Annotated in this window: 17 protein-coding genes; 13 read left to right on the top strand and 4 right to left on the bottom strand. The window is 74.0% G+C overall.

The features are described 5' to 3' along the window. Positions 1 to 61 precede the first annotated feature (61 nt). The 5 genes from egtC (at position 62) to ACSNN9_RS08905 (ending at position 3,383) form a co-directional block, all read left to right on the top strand. Entirely contained in the window at positions 62 to 808 is a 747-nt protein-coding gene (gene egtC / locus ACSNN9_RS08925) for an ergothioneine biosynthesis protein EgtC (protein ID WP_436672433.1), read from the top strand. Positions 809 to 853: 45 nt separating this feature from the next. Further along, the gene (gene egtD / locus ACSNN9_RS08920) at positions 854 to 1,819 is read left to right on the top strand and encodes an L-histidine N(alpha)-methyltransferase (protein ID WP_436672431.1); all 966 of its coding nucleotides are present in this window, start codon (positions 854 to 856) and stop codon (positions 1,817 to 1,819) included. 291 nt (positions 1,820 to 2,110) lie between these two features. Beyond that, entirely contained in the window at positions 2,111 to 2,698 is a 588-nt protein-coding gene (locus ACSNN9_RS08915; protein ID WP_357881007.1) for a TMEM165/GDT1 family protein, read from the top strand. Between the two features lie 38 nt (positions 2,699 to 2,736). Beyond that, complete coding sequence (locus tag ACSNN9_RS08910; protein WP_436672429.1) at positions 2,737 to 3,099, top strand: DUF1622 domain-containing protein; 363 nt, start codon at positions 2,737 to 2,739, stop codon at positions 3,097 to 3,099. Then, a complete protein-coding gene (locus tag ACSNN9_RS08905; protein ID WP_436672428.1) occupies positions 3,096 to 3,383 on the top strand; it encodes a hypothetical protein in 288 nt (95 codons plus the stop codon). The genes ACSNN9_RS08910 and ACSNN9_RS08905 overlap by 4 nt, the downstream gene beginning before the upstream one ends. 33 nt (positions 3,384 to 3,416) lie before the next feature. On the opposite strand, the gene nhaA is transcribed toward ACSNN9_RS08905, so the two are convergent. Further along, positions 3,417 to 4,736, bottom strand: coding sequence for a Na+/H+ antiporter NhaA (gene nhaA / locus ACSNN9_RS08900; RefSeq protein ID WP_436672427.1), 1,320 nt, complete (start codon positions 4,734 to 4,736; stop codon positions 3,417 to 3,419). 335 nt (positions 4,737 to 5,071) lie between these two features. Here nhaA and ACSNN9_RS08895 point away from each other — a divergent pair, with 335 nt between their 5' ends. Then, positions 5,072 to 6,532: a polysaccharide biosynthesis tyrosine autokinase gene (locus tag ACSNN9_RS08895; RefSeq protein WP_436672425.1), complete on the top strand. Its 1,461-nt coding sequence runs from the start codon at positions 5,072 to 5,074 to the stop codon at positions 6,530 to 6,532. Here the strand turns inward: ACSNN9_RS08895 and ACSNN9_RS08890 are convergent. Beyond that, positions 6,513 to 7,067: a low molecular weight phosphatase family protein gene (locus ACSNN9_RS08890; RefSeq protein ID WP_358088335.1), complete on the bottom strand. Its 555-nt coding sequence runs from the start codon at positions 7,065 to 7,067 to the stop codon at positions 6,513 to 6,515. The genes ACSNN9_RS08895 and ACSNN9_RS08890 overlap by 20 nt on opposite strands. Before the next feature lie 142 nt (positions 7,068 to 7,209). Between ACSNN9_RS08890 and ACSNN9_RS08885 the strand changes: the two genes are divergently transcribed. The 5 genes from ACSNN9_RS08885 (at position 7,210) to ACSNN9_RS08865 (ending at position 14,468) form a co-directional block, all read left to right on the top strand. Then, the gene (locus tag ACSNN9_RS08885) at positions 7,210 to 8,433 is read left to right on the top strand and encodes a glycosyltransferase family 4 protein (protein ID WP_436672424.1); all 1,224 of its coding nucleotides are present in this window, start codon (positions 7,210 to 7,212) and stop codon (positions 8,431 to 8,433) included. A gap of 176 nt (positions 8,434 to 8,609) precedes the next feature. Next, the gene (locus ACSNN9_RS08880; RefSeq protein WP_436672423.1) at positions 8,610 to 10,331 is read left to right on the top strand and encodes a DUF4012 domain-containing protein; all 1,722 of its coding nucleotides are present in this window, start codon (positions 8,610 to 8,612) and stop codon (positions 10,329 to 10,331) included. A gap of 13 nt (positions 10,332 to 10,344) precedes the next feature. After that, positions 10,345 to 10,986, top strand: a complete 642-nt coding sequence (locus ACSNN9_RS08875) for a hypothetical protein (RefSeq protein ID WP_436672421.1) — start codon at positions 10,345 to 10,347, stop codon at positions 10,984 to 10,986. A gap of 235 nt (positions 10,987 to 11,221) precedes the next feature. Continuing rightward, a complete protein-coding gene (locus ACSNN9_RS08870) occupies positions 11,222 to 12,592 on the top strand; it encodes a serine/threonine-protein kinase (RefSeq protein WP_436672419.1) in 1,371 nt (456 codons plus the stop codon). An 85-nt stretch (positions 12,593 to 12,677) separates the two neighbouring features. Further along, positions 12,678 to 14,468: an extracellular solute-binding protein gene (locus ACSNN9_RS08865; protein WP_436672417.1), complete on the top strand. Its 1,791-nt coding sequence runs from the start codon at positions 12,678 to 12,680 to the stop codon at positions 14,466 to 14,468. A gap of 25 nt (positions 14,469 to 14,493) precedes the next feature. On the opposite strand, the gene gdhA is transcribed toward ACSNN9_RS08865, so the two are convergent. Then, on the bottom strand, positions 14,494 to 15,831 hold the full coding sequence (gene gdhA, locus ACSNN9_RS08860) for an NADP-specific glutamate dehydrogenase (RefSeq protein ID WP_436672416.1): 1,338 nt from the start codon (positions 15,829 to 15,831) through the stop codon (positions 14,494 to 14,496). A 108-nt stretch (positions 15,832 to 15,939) separates the two neighbouring features. Here gdhA and ACSNN9_RS08855 point away from each other — a divergent pair, with 108 nt between their 5' ends. Further along, positions 15,940 to 16,260, top strand: coding sequence for a MazG-like family protein (locus ACSNN9_RS08855; RefSeq protein ID WP_357881853.1), 321 nt, complete (start codon positions 15,940 to 15,942; stop codon positions 16,258 to 16,260). A gap of 40 nt (positions 16,261 to 16,300) precedes the next feature. Here the strand turns inward: ACSNN9_RS08855 and ACSNN9_RS08850 are convergent, their stop codons facing one another. Then, positions 16,301 to 17,320 (bottom strand): NAD(P)/FAD-dependent oxidoreductase, encoded by a 1,020-nt coding sequence (locus ACSNN9_RS08850; RefSeq protein ID WP_436672414.1) that lies wholly within the window; start codon positions 17,318 to 17,320, stop codon positions 16,301 to 16,303. Positions 17,321 to 17,400: 80 nt separating this feature from the next. Between ACSNN9_RS08850 and ACSNN9_RS08845 the strand changes: the two genes are divergently transcribed. Further along, a partial coding sequence (locus tag ACSNN9_RS08845) for a helix-turn-helix domain-containing protein (protein ID WP_436672413.1) occupies positions 17,401 to 17,981 on the top strand: 581 nt, incomplete at its 3' end.

Genomic DNA, 17,981 nt, shown 5'->3' with positions numbered 1-17,981 from the left:
GCGCCCTGCCCCGGGCCCGGTGCCCGGGGCAGGCCGCCGCCGGGCCGGGCGGTACCGCCTGATGTGCCGCCACCTGGCCTACCTGGGGCCGCCGGTCACCCTGCGGGAACTGCTGTTCGACCCGCCGTACTCCCTCGTGCGGCAGTCCTGGGCGCCCCGCGACATGCGCGGCGGTGGGACGATCAACGCCGACGGTTTCGGCGTCGGCTGGTACCCGGGCGACGGGGAGCCGGTGCGCTACCGGCGGTCGCAGCCGATCTGGAGCGACCCGACCATCGCCCAGCTCGCGGGGATCACCTCGGCCGGCGCGGTGCTGGCCGCCGTCCGCTCGGCCACGGTGGGCATGGCGGTGCTCGACGGGGCCGCCGCCCCGTTCGCCGAGGGGCGCTGGCTGTTCAGCCACAACGGGGTGGTGCGGGGCTGGCCCGACTCGATGGTCGCGCTCGCCGCCACCCTGCCCGTACGCGACCTGCTCACTCTCGACGCGTCCACCGACTCGGCGCTGCTGTGGGCGCTGGTGCGGCACCGGCTGCGGGCGGGGGTGAAGCCGGCGCGGGCGATCGCCGAGACCGTGACGGCGGTGGCCGGGGCCGCCCCCGGTTCCCGACTCAACCTGCTGCTCACCGACGGGCGCACCGTGGTGGCCAGCGTGGCCGGGCACGCGCTGTCGATCCGCGCGACGCCGGCCTCGGTGCTGCTGGCCTCCGAGCCGCACGACGACGACCCCGGCTGGCGGGCGGTGCCGGAGGGGCAACTGGTGGAGGCCACCGCGACGGGGGTGCGCGTCCGCGCCCTGTCCGAGGTCTGACCGCCGGGAAACAGAGACGTTCCATCCGACGACGAAGGGGACGACATGGGCGCGGAGCCGCTGGAGATCCACCTGGAGGAGCAGGACCTGGGGCGCAGCCTGCGGGAGGACGTCCGCACCGGCCTGACGGCCGAGGAGAAGTGGCTGCCGCCCAAGTGGTTCTACGACGCGCGTGGCAGCGAGCTGTTCGAGGAGATCACCCGGCTGCCGGAGTACTACCCGACCCGGGCCGAGCGCGCGGTGCTGGCCGAGCGGGCGGCCACGATCGCCGAGCTGACCGGGGCGAAGACGCTGATCGAGCTCGGTTCGGGCTCGTCGGAGAAGACCCGGCTGCTGCTGGACGCGTTCACCCGCCGGGGCGGGCTCGGCACGTTCGTGCCGCTGGACGTGTCGGTCAGCGCGCTGCGCCAGTCCACCGACGAGATCGCCGCCGACTACCCCGGGCTGCGGGTGCGCGGCATCGTGGGGGACTTCACCCGCCACCTGGACCGCCTGCCGACCGGCGGGCGCCGGCTGGTGCTCTTCCTCGGCGGCACGGTCGGCAACCTCCTGCCGGCCGAGCGGGCGCGGTTCCTCGCCGCGATGCGGGCCGCGCTGGAGCCGGGAGACTGGCTGCTGATCGGCACCGACCTGGTGAAGGACCCGGCGGTGGTCGTGCCGGCGTACGACGACGCGGCCGGGGTCACCGCGGAGTTCAACCGCAACGTGCTGCGGGTGGTCAACCGGGAGCTGGGCGCCGACTTCGACCCGGCGGGGTTCGACCACGTCGCGCTCTGGGACCCGGAGCGGGAGTGGATCGAGATGCGGCTACGGGCGCGGCGACCGATGCGCGTCCGGGTGCTCGACCTGACGGTCACCTTCGCCGAGGGCGAGGAGTTGCGCACGGAGGTGTCGGCGAAGTTCCGGCCCGAGGGGATCGCCGCCGAGCTGGGCGCGGCCCGCTTCGCCGCCCACGACTTCTGGACCGACCCGGACGGCCTGTTCGGCGTCACCCTGGCCCGCGCCGAGTGACCGGCGGGGCTGCCCCGGCTTGATCGACGGCGGCCCTCCCGGGGGCGACCGGCGACGGCCGCCGGCGGGTGAGCATCTTCACCCGCCGGGGCCGGCTTGATCGGTGGTCGGCTAGGCTGGGCGGCGCGAAGGGGAGTAGCCCCCAATGTCGTGGTCGACACACTGGTGCGTTCCGCATCCGGCCACGCGGCCTCGTCAACATCCGAGGCGGGCGAGACCTTCGACCCAGGCTGTAGCAGCCGGGTCGAGGGCGCCCCCGTACCTCCTCCCGGCATGATCCGGAAGGATGTCATGGAAGGTTTCCTCGTCGCGCTGGTGGTCAGCTTCGGCGTCATCTTCGTCGCGGAGCTGGGGGACAAGTCCCAGCTGATGGCCCTGACCTTCGCCACCCGCTTCAAACCCGTACCGGTGCTGATCGGGATCACCGTCGCCACCGCCGTGGTGCACCTGGCCTCGGTGGCGATCGGCTACGGGCTCGGCGCCGCCCTGCCGACGGAGTGGATCTCGCTCGTCGCGGGCGTGGCGTTCCTCGGCTTCGGAGCCTGGACCCTGCGCGGTGACACCCTCACCGAGGAGGAGAAGCGCAAGGCCGAGAAGACCAGCAAGTCCGCCATCGTCGCGGTGTCGGTCGCGTTCTTCCTGGCCGAGCTGGGCGACAAGACCATGCTCGCCACCATCACCCTCGCCACCCAGTACGGCTGGTTCGGCACCTGGCTGGGCTCGACGATCGGCATGGTGGCGGCGGACGCGCTCGCCATCCTCGTCGGGCGGATGCTCGGCCGGCGGCTGCCGGAGAAGACCATCAAGTACGGCGCCGCGGTGCTCTTCGCGATCTGCGGGCTCTGGCTGATCCTGGAGGCCGTCACGCAGCTCACCTGACGCCGACTACCGCCCTGCTGGCCGGGTATCGCCAGCGGGTGGGCGTCGAGGAGATCCTGCGCCAGGGCTACCAGAGCCTGGTGACCGCGGTGGAGGTCGCCGGGGCGGTGGTCATCTTCGTCGGGGCGGCCTGGGCGGCGCTGCGGTTCGTGGTCGAGGGACTGCGGCACCGCAGCGCCGCCGTGTTCACCCCGATCCGGCTCTCCCTGGGTCGGTTCCTCACCCTCGGGCTGGAGTTCCAGCTCGCGGCCGACATCCTGCGTACGGCGGTCTCACCGACCTTCGCTCAGATCGGCCAGCTGGCCGCCATCGCCGCGATCCGGACCGCGCTGAACTACTTCCTGGGCCGGGAGATCCGCCAGGAGCAGCAGCAGGTCCGCCAGGCGGAGCGCGACGGGTGACGATCCGCGCCCTGGTCACCGCCACCACCGCCCTCGCCGCCCTGGCCGGGCTGGCGGTGCTGCTCGGCGCGGGTTCGTGGCGGTGCGCGATGCGGGTGTTGCTGGACCTGCTGACCGCCGCCGGGCTGTTGCGCCTGGCCGGCGACCAGGGCTGGACGGACCTGGCCGCGGCGGCGGCGATCGTCCTGCTGCGCCGGCTGCTCTGGGCGGCGCTCACCGCCGGCGGGCCGCCGGCGCGGGCGGGCCCGGACCACGCCGGCGCGGCCCCGGACGCGCCCGGATGAACCGACGGCCGGCCCCAGGCGGTGTCCCCGGTCTCAGCCCTCCCCGCGCTGGTAGACGTCCGGCACGCCGTCGTGGTCGGCGTCCACCCGTTCCGCCTCGGCGATCCGCCGGTAGGCGGCGTTGCGCCGCACCAGCACGACCGCGGCGAGCAGCGCGGCGATCACCGAGCCGGTCAGCACGGCCGCCTTGACGTTGTCGTCGGCGGCGCTGCCGGGGCCGAACGCGAGTTCGCCGATCAGCAGGGAGACGGTGAACCCGATCCCGGCGAGCAGCGCCACGCCGAGCAAATCCGCCCAGGTGATGTCCTCGTCGAGCTGGGCCCGGGTGAACCGGGCGAGCAGGAAGGTCGAGCCGAAGATCCCGACGGCCTTGCCGAGCACCAGACCGGCGACGACGCCGATCACGATCGGGTCGGTGGCGATGGCGCCCAGGTCGGCGCCCCGCAGCGACACCCCCGCCGCGAAGAACGCGAAGATCGGCACGGCGAACCCGGCCGAGATCGGGCGCCAGCGGTGCTCGAGGTGCTCCGCGAGCCCGTGCGAGTCGCCGGCCTTGCCCCGCAGGACGGGCACGGTGAAGCCCAGCAGGACGCCCGCCACGGTGGCGTGCACCCCGGAGGCGTGCATCAGCGTCCAGGCGGTGACCGCGAGCGGGATCAGCGCCCACCACCAGGTCTTGCGCCGCTGCACGAGCAGGCCGAAGAGGGCGATCGGGGCCAGGGCGGCGAGCAGCGGCAGCGGGCTGAAGTCGTCGGTGTAGAACATCGCGATGATGGTGATGGCGAGCAGGTCGTCGACCACCGCGAGGGTGAGCAGGAAGGCGCGCAGGCCCTGCGGCAGGTGGGAGCCGATGACGGCCAGCACGGCCAGGGCGAAGGCGATGTCCGTCGCGGTGGGGATGGCCCAGCCCCGCAGCCCGTCGCCGCCCGCGTTGACCGCGAGGTAGATCAGTGCGGGCGCTGCCATGCCGCCGACCGCCGCGACCACGGGCAGTGCCGCCCGGCGCGGGTCGCGCAGTTCGCCCGCGACGAACTCCCGCTTGAGTTCCAGCCCGACGACGAAGAAGAAGATCGCCAGCAGGCCGTCGGCGGCCCAGGCGGCCAGGCTCAGGTCCAGGTGCAGGGCCGCCCCGCCCGACCAGGGCACCCACGCGCCGAGGGCGGCGTAGGCGGGCTCCCAGGGCGAGTTGGCCCAGACCAGCGCGATCACCGCGCCGAGCAGCAGGAGGCCGCCGCCGACGGTCTCGGTGCGCAGCACGTCGGCCAGGAACCGGGCCTCCGGCCAGGACGTACGCGAGAAGAACCGCCGGTTCGGGCGCTCGGGGCGGTCGGCGTGCGGGGTGCGGTCGGTCATGTGCGGGATCCACCTCGGGGTCTCGGGCAGCACGGGTCGACGCCGACCAGGCTTCCCGGCACACCGTCCCCGACCTTATCCAGCACCGCCCTGAGCGGCGAGTCGGGACGGGCGATTGCCGTTGATGTCACGTCCGGTCGGCTCCACCCCGCCACCCGGAACGCCGTACGGCCGTTTGTCCGGTGGTGGGTCGGGCGCATGTGTCAAGGGGTGAAACCGCATAACTCGGGACATAAGGCGTATGAGTCGCTTTAATGGTTTCACGAGATTAAGTCGACCTTGGGGGTTTTCGTGAATTTCTTTGGCGTTACCGGCCTGGTACGGAGGCGCGCCTGATGGACCTGTACCGCCAACTCCGCCTCGTGCGCCGGCACTGGTGGATCGTGCTCCTCACCGTCATGGTCGCGCTCGGCGTCACCGCCCTCGTCACCGTCCGGGCCCAGCCCCGCTACGTGGCGTCGGTGACCTTCTTCGTCACCACGCCCAGCCAGGGTGTCACCGACGCCTACCAGGGCGGCCTCTTCCTCCAGCAGCGGGTCAAGTCCTACGCCGAGTTGCTGACCAGCGACCGGCTCGCGCAGAGCGTGGTCGCCGAGAACCCGGTCGGGCTCACCGCCGAGGAGGTCCAGCGCCGGGTCAGCACCTCCACCGAGACCGGCACCGTGCTGCTGCGCGCGTCGGTGACCGACACGGACCAGAACCGGGCCCTGAAGGTCACCGAGGTGCTCTCCGCGAAGTTCGTCGAGCTGGTGCAGAAGGTGGAGACGACCCAGGACGGCAAGGCCGGCCCGATCAGGATCGAGGTGGTCAGCGGGCCCCGGGTCACCCCGACCCCCGTCTCGCCCCAGCCGGTCCGCAACTTCGCCGTGGGTACCCTCCTCGGCCTGCTCGCCGGCGTGGGCCTGGCGGTCCTGCGCGGGGTCGCCGACGTCCGCCTGCGCGACGCCGCCGGCCTGCAACGCACCACCGGCAGCCCGCTGCTCGGCGAGATCCCCTTCGAGAGCACCGCGAAGTCGGAGCCGTTGATCGTCGGCGAGGCGGCGAACTCCGCGCGGGCCGAGGCGGTCCGCAAGCTGCGTACCAACCTGCGCTTCGTCGACGTGCACGAGCCCGCCCGCGTCATCGCGGTCACCAGTGCCCTGCAGGGCGAGGGCAAGACCACGCTCTCCTGCAACCTGGCGATCGCCCTGGCCGAGGCCGGCTGGCGGGTGCTGCTGGTCGACGCCGACCTGCGCCGCCCGAAGGTCGCCGACTACCTGGGACTCGACGCCGGCATCGGGCTCACCGACGTGCTGGTCGGCGACGTCCAGGTCGGTGACGTGGTGCAGCGCTGGGGCGACAAGTCCCTGCTGGTGCTCCCGAGCGGCTCGGCGCCGCCGAACCCCAGCGAGCTGCTCGGCTCCAAGGCGATGGCGGACCTGCTGCTCGCCCTGCGGGAGTCCGCCGACATCGTCATCATCGACACCGCCCCGCTGCTGGCCGTGACCGACGGCGTGGTGGTGGCCGTGCAGGCCGACGGCGCGCTCCTGGTCTCCCAGCAGGGCCGCACCTCGCGCAGCCAGGTGGCGCAGGCCGCCCGCGCCCTGAACTCGGTCTCCGTCCGGCTGCTCGGCTGCGTGCTGAACATGGCCAAGGTGGCCAAGGCCGAGGCGTACCAGTACGAGGCCTACCGGGTGGTCACCGCCGCCGCGACCGCGGACGTGCCGGCCGACCCGACCACGACCGCCCGGCACGCGGAGCGGATCGACGGCGTCGTCAGCGACCGTACGCAGGAACTCACCCGGCTGTCCCGATGAGCGCCGCGAGGGGGCGCATCGCGCGTTCGATCTCCTCCGCGCAGCGTCGGAAGTCGGCGACGGTACCGCCGAGCGGGTCCCGCAGGTCGTCCGCGTCCGCGGTGGCGGGTTGCAGCCGCCCCCGGGCGCGGGCGGCCGCCTCCACCGCCGCCCGCAGGGGGCCGTCGGTCGGCTCCGTCGTCGGGTCGACGGCCGCGGCCAGCCGGCCGAACTGGCGCAGGGTGAACGTCCGGTGCAGCGCGGCCGGCGCGAGCGCGGTGCACACCGAACGCTGGCGGCGCGTCGCCGCCAGCACCAGCGTCGCCCCGACCAGGTGCTCCCGGCGCAGCCGGCGGCTGCGGAAGTCGGTCGGGTCCCCGCCGGTCTCCGCCGCCAGGTCCGCCGCGTACGGGTGCATCGGCAGGTCGTCGACGGCGTCCGTGCCGGCGCTGGCGACCGTCACCGCGCGCCCGGCCAGCAGGCGACGGGCGATGTACTCGGCCATGGGTGAGCGGCACAGGTTGGCGTGGCAGACGAACAGCACCCGGTCGACCATGCGGACCCCTCTCGTCGGTGCCGTCGCGGACGGTGGCGTCGCGCCGGCCGGAGGTGGAGGGGTTGTCGGCATCGTACGCGGGCCGGGCGCGTGCACGTCACGCTGCCGCGCCGAGGAGTCCCGTCCGGACGGAGGCGGGTCGGTGAGGATCGGGATCCTGTCGTACCACTTCCCGCCCGAGCCGGCGTTCATCCCGGGCAGCCTCGCCGAGGAGCTCGCCGTGCGGGGGCACGAGGTGAAGGTGCTGACCGGCTTCCCGGACTATCCCGGCGGCCACGTCTACCCGGGCTGGCGGCAGCGCTGGCGGCACGAGACCCGCAGCGAGCGGCTGACCGTGCGGCGGGTCCCGCGCTACTCGGCGGGGGACGGGTCGGTCCGCAGCCGGATGGCCGGGCACCTGTCGTTCGCCGGCAGCGCGACGTTGGCCGGGCGGTCGTACCTGGCCGACGTCGACGCCCTCTACGTCCACCTGCCGCCGGCGAACGCCTTCGCCGCGGTGGGTCTGCTCCGCCTGCTGGGCCGGGTGCCGACCGTCGTGCACGTGCAGGACGTCTGGGCGGAGGACGAGCCGGTCGGGGCCGAGAACGGGCGGTGGGCCGGGCGCGTCGCCGCCGCGATGGCGCGGACCTACCGGGCCGCCGACGGGATCGCCGTCGCCGCGCCGTCGCTGCGCGAGCGGGTCGTCGCGGCGGGCGCGGACCCGGCCCGGGTGCGGGTGGTGCTCAACTGGACCGACGAGCGGATCTTCCACCCCGCCCGGCCCAGCCGCGCGGCCCGCCGCCTGGTCCGGCGCGACGAGCGCTGCGTGGTCATGCACGCCGGCACCATCGGCACCCGGCAGGGCCTGGAGACCGCGGTGCGGGCGGCGGCGGCGCTGGACCACACGGTGGACCTCGTCCTGGTGGGCTCGGGCGCGGACGAGCGGCGGGTGCGGGGGCTCGCCGCCGACCTGCGTGCCGAGAACGTGCGCTTCGTCGAGCGGCGCTCGCCGCCGGACATGCCGGACCTGTACGCCGCCGCCGACTACCAGCTCGTCATGCTGCGGGACCTGCCCGAGCTGCGCAGCACCCTGCCGGCGAAGCTCCAGGCGGCGTTCTCCTGCGCCGCGCCCGTGGTGGCCTCCGCCGGTGGCGACACCGCCGACCTCGTGGAACGGGCCCGGGCGGGGCTCTCCTGCCCGCCGGGGGACTGGGCGAGCCTGGCCGACCGGTTCTGGCTGGCCGCCACCATCCCGCCGCCCGCCCGGGCCGACATGGGCCGGCGCGGCCGGGAGGCGTACCTGCGGGAGATGTCGATGTCGGCGGGTGTGGACCGGATCGAGCGGCTGCTGTACGACGCCGCCGCCGGGCGCCCCGGCGTGCGGTGAGCGGCGAGCGGGGCTCGCGTACCAGTCAACTGCGTCATCTCCGGGCGAAAAGATCGTTAGCAGTGAGGAACGGCAGCGGAACGGGGTCCGCCCGCCGTTTTCCAGGAAGGACGTGTGGTGTGACGGAGAACGCGAGACCGCGTCGACGGCGTGGTCGTTCCCGCCGGCGGCGGCAGGTGCGCAGGGCCCTGCTCGCCGCCCTCGTGGTGGGCTCGCTGCTGTTGCTGACGGGCGGCTGGGTGGGCTTGCGGGGCTGGCAGGCCCGCGCCCACCTGCTCAACGCCGCCGGCCTGGCCCGGGAGCTCAGCGCCCAGGTGGTCGGGGGCGACACCGCCAGGGCGCAGCGCACCCTCGCGGCGCTCCAGGAGCAGTCCGGAAGCGCCCGCGCGGCGACCGGTGACCCCGGCTGGTGGGTCGGGCGGCACACCCCGTACGCGGGGGACAACCTGGCCGCCGTCCGGCAGATCTCGGTGGCCATCGACGACCTGGCCCGGCAGGCGTTCCCGCCGCTGCTGCGCGCCGACCTGACCAGCCTGGTGCCGTCGGGCGGGCGGCTGGACGTGGGCCGGCTGCGGGCCCTGTCGGCCGAGCTGACCACGGTCAACGCCACGGTGCAGGGCGCGCGGGGCAGCCTCGCGACGGTGCCCACCGACGGCCTGGTCGCCCAGGTCCGGCAGGCGCTCGCCGACCTGCGGGGCGAGATCGACCGGCTGGCCAACCTGACCACCGCCGCGGACCAGGCCACCCGACTGCTCCCGCCGCTGCTGGGCGCCGACGGCCCCCGCACCTACCTCGTGGTCTCCCAGAACCCCGCCGAACTGCGCGCCACCGGCGGCATGATCGGCGCGTACGCCGTCATCCACGCGGCCGACGGGCGGATCCGGATGGGACGGCAGGGCACCAGCAGCGCGCTGGGCCGGTTCCAGCCGCCGCTGAAGGTGCCCGCGGAGGTGCGCGGTCTCTGGGCGGACCTGCCCGGGATCTACCCGGCCGACGTCAACCTCACCCCGCACTTCCCGACCGCCGCCGCCCTCTACCGGGAGATGTTCCGGCGCCGCACGGAGACCAGGGTCGACGGCGTGCTCGCCGTCGACCCGGTGGTGCTGTCGTACCTGCTCAAGGCCACCGGCCCGGTGATGGTGCCCGGCGGGGTCCCGCTGGCGGCCGAGAAGGTCGTGCAGACGGTGCTCAGCGACAGCTACCAGCGGATGGGCAACCAGAAGCAGGACGCCTTCTTCGCCGCCTCCGCCGCCGCCGTGTTCGACGCGCTGGTCACGAAGAATGTAGACCCGAAGGCGTTGTTGTCCGCATTTGACCGTGCTGTCACCGAACGCCGGATATTGTTCTGGAGTGCCCGACCTGAGGAGCAACGGACGATCGGCGACAGCCGGATGGCCGGGGCGCTTCCGGAGAAGGACACCGTGCCGACGGTCGGCGTGTTCCTCAACGACGGCAGCGGCGCGAAGCTCGGCTACTACCTCCGGCCGTCGGCGACCCTGGCGGTCGGCGGCTGCCGGCCCGACGGTCGCCGGGAGCTCCGGCTCCGGGTCACCCTGCGTTCGTCGGCGCCGAAGTCGGGGCTCAGCGAGTCGGTCCTCGGCCTCGGTCTGGCCGGTGACCCGTACACCGTCCGCACGTTGGTGTCGGTGCACAGCCCGGCGGGCGGGGCGGTGCTCGCCGCCCGCCTGGACGGCGTCGAGACGGCGGTGGGCAGCGGCACCGAACGCCGCCGCCAGGTCGGCACCGTCAACGTCGAGGTCGGCCCGGGGGACTCCCGCACGTTGGAGGTCACCGTGCTGACGGCGGCCACCGGGGTCGGCACCGCCGAGCTGTGGCTGACCCCCACCGCCACCCCATGGACCACCCAAGTTGTTTCCGCACCAAGCTGTGATCAGTAGGAGGGAACCAATCATGCGGCTATCCCGCATCATCATGGCGCTCACGGTCGGTATGGCCGTGCTGGCCGCGCCGACCGCAGCGGGGGCGGCCCAGCCGCAGCCGGCGCCGGGCACCGGAACGCCACAGCCACCGGTCTACCCGCCGGGCGGCACCCCGACGCTCGCGGTGAGCCCGCCGACCGTCGTGGTCGGCCAGACCGCCGACCTGATCGGCAGCGGCTGGGCGCCGGGCGAAACGGTGATCATCACCGTCAGCACGTCGCCGCTCGCCGCCGCCGTGCCGGGCGCCGACCAGGCGCGCCGCAGCAACGGCGAGATGGTCGCCATGGCGCCGGTCTCGTTCCAGCGGGCGCCCCAGCCGAGCCCCAGGACCCTGACGGTCACGGCGGACGGTCTCGGCAACTTCCGCACCACCTACACGCCGCGCCACCCCGGCACGTACACCTTCCGGGCCGAGGGCCAGACCTTCCACCGAGTGGCGACCGCGACGCTGACCGTGCTCAAGAAGCACGCGCCGCCGCTGCCCGTCACGGGCGACAGCCTGAGCACCCCGATGAAGTTCGGCGGCGGCCTCGTCGGCGCCGGCGCGGTGCTCCTGCTGCTGTCGCTGGTCTGGCGCAAGCGCCACCGCCTCGGCATGGGGGCCGCGCGCTGACGGTGCAACTCCTCCGGGCAGGGCCCGGACACCGCGAAAGGGCTGGCGCCCGTCGGACACCTCCGACGGGCGCCAGCGCGTGCCGCGCCGCCCTGGTCACTCGCCCGCGCCCGACGGCCCCGGGCGGCAGGGCCCGCCGGCCGTCCGGGCATCCTCGTCCGCCAGGCGGGGACATGGCACCATGACCGTGTCCTCCGCCGCCGGGTGGCCGGGGCACGACATCGATGGAGTCGGGATGACAGGACTGGCCGGCGCGCCGGTGCCGGGGCTGGCGCCATTGTGGACGCACGACCCGGTCACCGCCGGCCCCTACCGGCTGGTCGGCCGGCTGGGCGCGGGCGGTCAGGGAGTGGTCTACCTCGGCGAGGACGACCAGGGCCACCAGGTGGCGGTCAAGATGATCAACATCGACCTGAGTGATCCCCGGGCCCGGTCGCAGTTCATGAAGGAGATCGCCGCGGCGCGCCGCGTGGTCCCGTTCTGCACCGCCCAGGTGCTCTTCGCCGACGTGGACGGTGAACGGCCCTACGTGGTCAGCGAGTTCATCGAGGGCCCGACCCTCTACCGGCACGTCCGCGAGCAGGGACCGGTCGCCGGCAACGCCCTGCACCGCCTCGCCGTCGGCACCGCCACCGCGCTCGCCGCCATCCACCGCTCGGACGTCGTGCACTGCGATCTGAAGCCGGACAACGTGGTGCTCGGCCGCGACGGCCCCCGGGTGATCGACTTTGGCATCGCCCGCGCCCTGGGCGTCACCGAGACGGTGACGAGCCGGGTCATGGGGACCACCGCGTACATGGCCCCGGAGCGGTTCCGCAACGACTCGGTCGGCCCGCCCTGCGACGTCTTCGCCTGGGCCGCCACCATCGCCTTCGCCGCCGGGGGCCGGCCACCGTTCGGCAACGACTCCCTCTTCGCGGTGATGCACCGGGTGCTGAACGACCCGCCCGACCTGCCCCCGCTGCCGCCGGGCCTGGACGAGCTGATCCGGCAGTGCCTGGCCAAGGACCCGGCGGACCGGCCGCAGGCCGAACAGGTGCTGATGCGGCTGCTCGGGCAGGACGTCGGGGCCGCCGGCCCGCTGCGCCGGGAGACCGTGCTCCAGTTGGGCAACGAGACCGCCGGCGCGCCGACGCCGAACCAGCCGCTGCCGTTGCCCCGTACCGCGTCGGAGGCGCCAGCGGCCCGGCCGGAGCCGACCGCCCCGACCCGGGTCGGTACGGCGCCGGTGCCGACGCCACCGGCACCGACGGCACCGACCCGGGTCGGTACGGCGCCGGTGCCGACGGCACGGCCGGAATGGACGGTGTCGCCGGAGGACCGGGAGACGCCGCGGAGTCCGTCCGTGTTGCCCGCCACCGGCGGCCCCGCGACGCCGTCCGAAACGGAGGATGGCGGCTGGGGGCGGCGGCTGCGCCGTGAGTCGGTCGACGCCGGGGGCATCTCCACCGCGATCTTCCTCGGCTCGGTCGGCGCCGCCGCCGGCTACGTCGCCTCGACCGCGGTGGGCTCGGCCGCGGCGACCGGGGCGAGCACCTTCGTCGTGGTCTACGTGGTTCGGCTGCTGGTCGCCACGGCGCTCGGCAACCGGTCCGACCGCACCTGACCGAGGGGCGGCGGGTCCGGCACCGCCGTTGGCGCCGCACCGATAGGTTGACTGCCACCAGTCGACCGCCGAGGAGGACGTCCCCATGGCCCCAGCCCCGTCGCGCACCCGAAAGTGGTTGCCGTACACCGCGGCCGTCACCGCCGGGCTGCTGGTCATCGCCGGGGCGTTCGTGCTCGTACGGCAGCGGGACGGGGGCACCGACCGGCCCCGGGCCGACTGCGCCACCGACCTGGACGTCAACTCCTCCACGGAGAAGGCGGCGCTGCTGGTCGAGCTGGCCAGGCGGTACAACGACAGCGGTCGGTCGCTCGACGGGGGCGGCTGCGCCCAGGTGCACGTCAGCGCCCTGAACTCGGGCAAGGCCACCGAGGCGCTGGCCGCCGGCTGGAGCGGCACCAACCTGCCGGAGCCGCAGGTCTGGTTGCCGACGTCGAGCCTGTGGACCGGTCAGCTCCAGCTGCTCGACCGGGCCGCCGGGCGGCCGCCGCAGACCCCGGACCGCTATCCGTCGATCGCCAACAGCCCGCTGGTGATCGCGATGCCGCAGCCCAAGGGCGAGCTGGTGCGCGGGCGCGGGCCGCTGGGCTGGGGGGAGATCCTCGGCCTCTCCGGACGGCAGGGGTGGGCGGGCTTCGGCCGGCCGGAGTGGGGCCGCTTCACCTTCGGCAAGGACAACCCGAACCTCTCCACCTCGGGGCTGGCGGCGACCATCGCCACCTACTACGCCGCCGCGAAGCGCTCCAGCGACCTGACCAAGTCGGACCTGTCGGACCCGACGGTGACCCGGTTCGTCCGGCAGATCGAGGCCAACGTGTCGCACTACAGCGACGACTCGGTGGAGCTGCTGCGCGACCTCGCCGAGGCCGACCTGGCGGGCGGGAGCGCCGGCGCCGGCGACATGAGCGCCATCGTCCTGCAGGAGGAACTGGTCCACCTCTACAACGAGGGCGGGCTGAGCCCGCGGCAGGAGGGCCAGGAGCGGGGCCCCCGGCCGAAGGTCCCGCTGGTCGCCGTCCATCCGAAGGAGGGCACCTTCAACCTGGACCACCCGTTCGTGGTCCTCCCCTCCGCCGACGAACGGCAGCGGGCGGCGGCGGACGACTTCCTGAAGTTCCTGACCGAGGACGCCCAGCAGATGAGCTTCGCCCGCCTCGGCTTCCGCGACCACGAGCGGCGGGCCTCGGCGGAGCTGCTCGCCAGCGTCGGCGCCGAGCCCACCGGCGGGCTGACCTACTTCGCGCCGCCGAACCCGGCGGTGGTCGAGGCGATGCTGGACGGCTGGAGCACGCTGCGCAAGAAGGCCAACATCCTGATCGCGCTGGACACCTCCGGGTCGATGCTGGCCCCGATCGGCGACGACACCCGCTTCCAGGTCGCCTCGGCGGCGGCGGCCAAGGGGCTCGCGCTGCTCAACTCCGAGGACCGGGTCGGGCTCTGGTCGTTCTCCTCGGAGACGCCGAAGCGGCCCGACAGCCCGTACCGGGAGGAGGTCCGGCTCGGCGACTTCGACGAGAAGCGGATCAACAGCCGCATCGCCGGCCTGCACGTCGCGGGGGAAACCGCGCTCTACGCGACGGTCCGTGCCGCGCACAAGCAGATGCTCGAGCGGTACGACCCGCAACGGATCAACGCGGTCGTCGTGCTGACCGACGGCAAGAACGAGTACCCCCGGGACAACGACCTGGCCCGGCTGCTCGCCGACGTCACCCTGGACCCGCAGCGCCCGGTGAAGGTCTTCTGCATCGCCTTCGACGGGGAGTCGGACTTCGCCACGCTGGACCGGATCGCCAAGGCGTCGTCGGGCAAGGCGTTCGACGCCACCGACCCCGCCAAGATCGACGAGGCGTTCGTGAAGCTGGTCAGCAGCTTCTGAGCGTCCGCCCGGCGGGGCCGCCCGGTCAGATCAGGCCGTGGGCCAGCATCGCCTCCGCCACCCGGCGGAACCCGTCGATGTTGGCCCCGGCCACGTAGTCGCCGGGCAGCCCGTACTCCTCGGCGGTGTTCCAGCAGCGGTCGTGGATGTCGCGCATGATCCCGCGCAGCCGCTGCTCGGACTCGGCGAACGTCCACGAGTCGCGGCTGGCGTTCTGCTGCATCTCCAGCGCGCTCACCGCCACCCCGCCGGCGTTGGCGGCCTTGCCCGGCGCGAACCGCACCCCGGCCCGGCCGAGGATGCGTACCGCCTCCGGCGTGGTGGGCATGTTCGCGCCCTCCACCACCGCGACGCAGCCGCCGGCCACGAGCGCGGCGGCCTCCGCGCCGCCGATCTCGTTCTGCGTCGCGCACGGCAGCGCCAGCTCGCAGGGCACCTCCCAGACGGTACGACCGGAGACCGCCGCCGCGTGCGGCACGTGCCGGGCGTAGTCGTCGAGCCGGGCCCGGCGCTGCTCCTTCAGCTCCCGCAGCAGCTCCAGGTCGATGCCCTTGTCGTCCACCACGTAGCCGGACGAGTCGGAGCAGGCGACCACCCTCCCGCCGAGCTGGTGCACCTTCTCGATCGCGTAGATCGCCACGTTGCCGGAGCCGGAGACCACGACCCGCTTGCCGTCCAGGCTGTCCCCGGCCCGCCTGAGCATCTCGTCGGCGAAGAAGACCGCCCCGTAGCCGGTCGCCTCCCGGCGCACCTGCGCGCCCCCGTACGCCAGGCCCTTGCCGGTGAGCACCCCCGACTCGTACCGGTTGGTGATCCGCTTGTACTGGCCGAACAGGTAGCCGATCTCCCGGCCGCCCACGCCGATGTCCCCGGCCGGCACGTCGGTTTCGGCGCCGATGTGCCGGTACAGCTCGGTCATGAAGCTCTGGCAGAACCGCATCACCTCCCGGTCCGAGCGCCCCTTCGGGTCGAAGTCCGCGCCGCCCTTGCCGCCGCCGATCGACAGCCCGGTCAACGCGTTCTTGAAGATCTGCTCGAAGCCGAGGAACTTCACGATCCCGAGGTAGACCGACGGGTGGAAGCGCAGCCCGCCCTTGAACGGGCCGAGCGCGCTGTTGAACTCCACCCGGAAGCCCCGGTTGACCTGGATCCGACCGCGGTCGTCCTCCCACGGCACCCGGAAGATGACCTGCCGCTCCGGCTCGCAGATCCGCTCGATGATCCGCGCCTCCGTGTACTCGGGGTGTCGGGCCAGTGCCGGGCCGATGCTCTCCAGCACCTCGCGTACCGCCTGGTGGAATTCCGGCTCGCCCGGATTGCGGGCGACCACGCTGGTGAACACCGTCTCCACGGTCTCCGGCATACGACACGTCCCTTCGCTCGGGTAGACCCTGTTGCTACCACCCGCGTCGGGTAACCCGCCAGCCGTCCCGGGATACGGACCGTGACCCTCGTCCGGTTCACTGGTCGCGTGGACGAGTCGATCTGGGACGTGGTCCGGGCCTCGCGCGGCTGGCTGGACGCCGCCAACGGCACCGGGCAGACCGAAATGACCTGCCGGATCCTCAAGCTGACCGAGGAGGCGGGGGAGGCCGCGAGCGCCTGGATCGGGCTGCTCGGCCAGAACCCGCGCAAGGGCGTCACGCACAGCCGCGAGGACGTGGCGGCCGAGCTGGCGGACGCGGCGTTCACCGCGCTGGTCGCCATCGAGAGCCTCGGCTTGGACGCCCGTTCCGTGCTCGACGCGTGCGCCAGGAAGGCCCGATCCCGCGTCGGACCGCCTCCCGGCTGAGCCGCCGCGCGCGGCGGCTCAGCCGGTGGCTGCGGTGACGTCACAGGCCGTGGCGGCGGTCGCCCACCACCTGTTCGCAGAGCGCCGCCTCCGACCGCGCGGAGAACGGGCCGCGGTGGGCGGCGACCGCCAGCCGGGTCTCCTCGGCGACCAGATCGGCGTTGATCTGGGCCGCCGCGACCACGCCGGCCGCCGCGGCGGCGCCCACCTGGGCCGCCGGGTCGGTGACGTTGCCGGCGACCCACACGCCGGGCACGTCGGTGCGGCCCGTCGCGTCGGCGGGGACGTGCTCGCCGATCCCCGCCGGGTGTTCGACCGGTCGCAGCCCGAGCGCCGCGAGGAAACCGGCGCGCGCCATCATCCGCGACGAGACGGCCAGCGCCTCGCGGCCGACGACCGTGCCGTCGCCCAGCCGTACGCCCACCAGGCGGTCCTCGACGACCTCCAGGGACGCCACCTCGCCGTGCACCACGCGGATGCCGCGGGCGGCCAGCTGCTCGGCCTGCTCGTCGGTGAGGGGCGCCATGGTGTGGCAGAAGTACGTGACGTCGGCGCTCAGCTGCCGGAACAGCAACGCCTGGTGCACCGACATCGGCCCGCTGGCCAGCACGCCGATGGCCCGGTCACGGACCTCCCAGCCGTGGCAGTACGGGCAGTGCAGGACGTCCCTGCCCCACCGCTCCCGCAGCCCCGGGACCTCCGGCAGCTCGTCCACCAGCCCGGCGGCCACCAGCAGGCGGCGCGCCCGTACCGTCCGGCCGTCGCCCAGCGTCACCGCGAACCCACCGCCGTCGCGGTCCACGGCGGCGACCTCGCCGGTCACCACTCGGCCGCCGTAGCCGCGGACCTCCGCCCGACCGCGGTCCAGCAGCTCGGCCGGCCGGATCCCCTCCCGGGCCAGCAGCCCGTGCACGCCCTCGGCCGGGGCGTTGCGCGGGGCGCCCGCGTCGACCACCACCACCGACCGCCGCGCCCGGGCCAGCGTCAACGCCCCGCTCAACCCGGCCGCGCCACCTCCGATCACCACCACGTCGTAGCTGTCATCCAGCCGATCGGTCACCGTGACCACCTCCCGCGACCACGATGCGACCGCGGCGACGGGGGTGGCAAACATTGTTGCCGAAGTGGCAAGATGGCGGCATGGACGACGACCTCGACCAGACGCTCGGCGCGGTCGGACCCCGGCTGCGCGCGCTGCGTCGGCAGCGGGAAACCACCCTGGCCGACCTCTCGGCGGCGACCGGCATCTCGGTGAGCACGCTGTCCCGGCTGGAGTCCGGTGCCCGCCGGCCGACCCTAGAACTGCTCCTCCCGCTGGCCAGGGCGCACGGCGTCACGCTCGACGAACTCGTCGACGCCCCCACCACCGGCGACCCCCGCATCCACCTGCGGCCGGTCACCCGCCACGGGATGACCATGCTGCCCCTGACCCGCCGGCCCGGCGGCATCCAGGCGTACAAGCTCGTCATCCCGGGCGGCGGTCGCAGGGCGGAACCCGATCCGCAGACCCACGAGGGCTACGAGTGGCTCTACGTCCTCAACGGGCGGCTGCGGGTCGTCCTCGGCGACCAGGACCTCGTGCTCACGCCGGGGGAGGCGGCGGAGTTCGACACCCGCGTACCGCACTGGTTCGGGTCGGCAGACGCCGAGCCGGTCGAGTTCCTCAGCCTCTTCGGCAGGCAGGGCGAACGCGCCCACCTGCGCGCCCGCCCCAAAACCCC

Source organism: Micromonospora sp. URMC 107 (assembly GCF_051386315.1).
GTDB lineage: Bacteria > Actinomycetota > Actinomycetes > Mycobacteriales > Micromonosporaceae > Micromonospora.
Note: the sequence above shows the minus strand (reverse complement) of the source record. Positions and strands in the feature narration are given on the sequence as shown.

Coding starts and splice junctions, on each gene's coding strand:
- egtC (WP_436672433.1), top strand. CDS start 62: ATGTGCCGCCACCTGGCCTACCTGGGGCCGCCGGTCACCCTGCGGGAA.
- egtD (WP_436672431.1), top strand. CDS start 854: ATGGGCGCGGAGCCGCTGGAGATCCACCTGGAGGAGCAGGACCTGGGG.
- ACSNN9_RS08915 (WP_357881007.1), top strand. CDS start 2,111: ATGGAAGGTTTCCTCGTCGCGCTGGTGGTCAGCTTCGGCGTCATCTTC.
- nhaA (WP_436672427.1), bottom strand. CDS start 4,736: ATGACCGACCGCACCCCGCACGCCGACCGCCCCGAGCGCCCGAACCGG.
- ACSNN9_RS08895 (WP_436672425.1), top strand. CDS start 5,072: ATGGACCTGTACCGCCAACTCCGCCTCGTGCGCCGGCACTGGTGGATC.
- ACSNN9_RS08890 (WP_358088335.1), bottom strand. CDS start 7,067: ATGGTCGACCGGGTGCTGTTCGTCTGCCACGCCAACCTGTGCCGCTCA.
- ACSNN9_RS08875 (WP_436672421.1), top strand. CDS start 10,345: ATGCGGCTATCCCGCATCATCATGGCGCTCACGGTCGGTATGGCCGTG.
- ACSNN9_RS08870 (WP_436672419.1), top strand. CDS start 11,222: ATGACAGGACTGGCCGGCGCGCCGGTGCCGGGGCTGGCGCCATTGTGG.
- ACSNN9_RS08865 (WP_436672417.1), top strand. CDS start 12,678: ATGGCCCCAGCCCCGTCGCGCACCCGAAAGTGGTTGCCGTACACCGCG.
- gdhA (WP_436672416.1), bottom strand. CDS start 15,831: ATGCCGGAGACCGTGGAGACGGTGTTCACCAGCGTGGTCGCCCGCAAT.